The sequence below is a fragment of the uncultured Shewanella sp. genome, from assembly GCF_947495455.1.
Taxonomy (GTDB): domain Bacteria; phylum Pseudomonadota; class Gammaproteobacteria; order Enterobacterales; family Shewanellaceae; genus Shewanella.
The window spans coordinates 1-201 of the sequence record NZ_CANLZC010000328.1 but is presented as its reverse complement, the minus strand read 5'-3'; the positions used below and the strand labels follow the sequence as shown (position 1 = coordinate 201).

The 201-nt window shown below is 39.8% G+C and carries 1 pseudogene; it reads right to left on the bottom strand.

The features are described from left to right. Positions 1–201: pseudogene (locus Q0791_RS25260) on the bottom strand (transposase); the annotation flags it as partial.

Sequence of the window (201 nt, the reverse complement as noted above, 5' to 3'; positions counted from 1 at the left end):
GGCCATGAAACAATGCACCAAACTCTGTGATAATTTTTAGCCAATTCTCAGCGGGTATATTAACTCTATTCAATATCAGCTCGGCATTCGCAGATATCGCTCCCCGTTTATCATTACGAATTATTCTGCCTGTTTCATCAACGAGTTCCAGATAATCTTTCAATGCAAAAGTAACACCTTTGGGTTGATGTTGACGCTCAT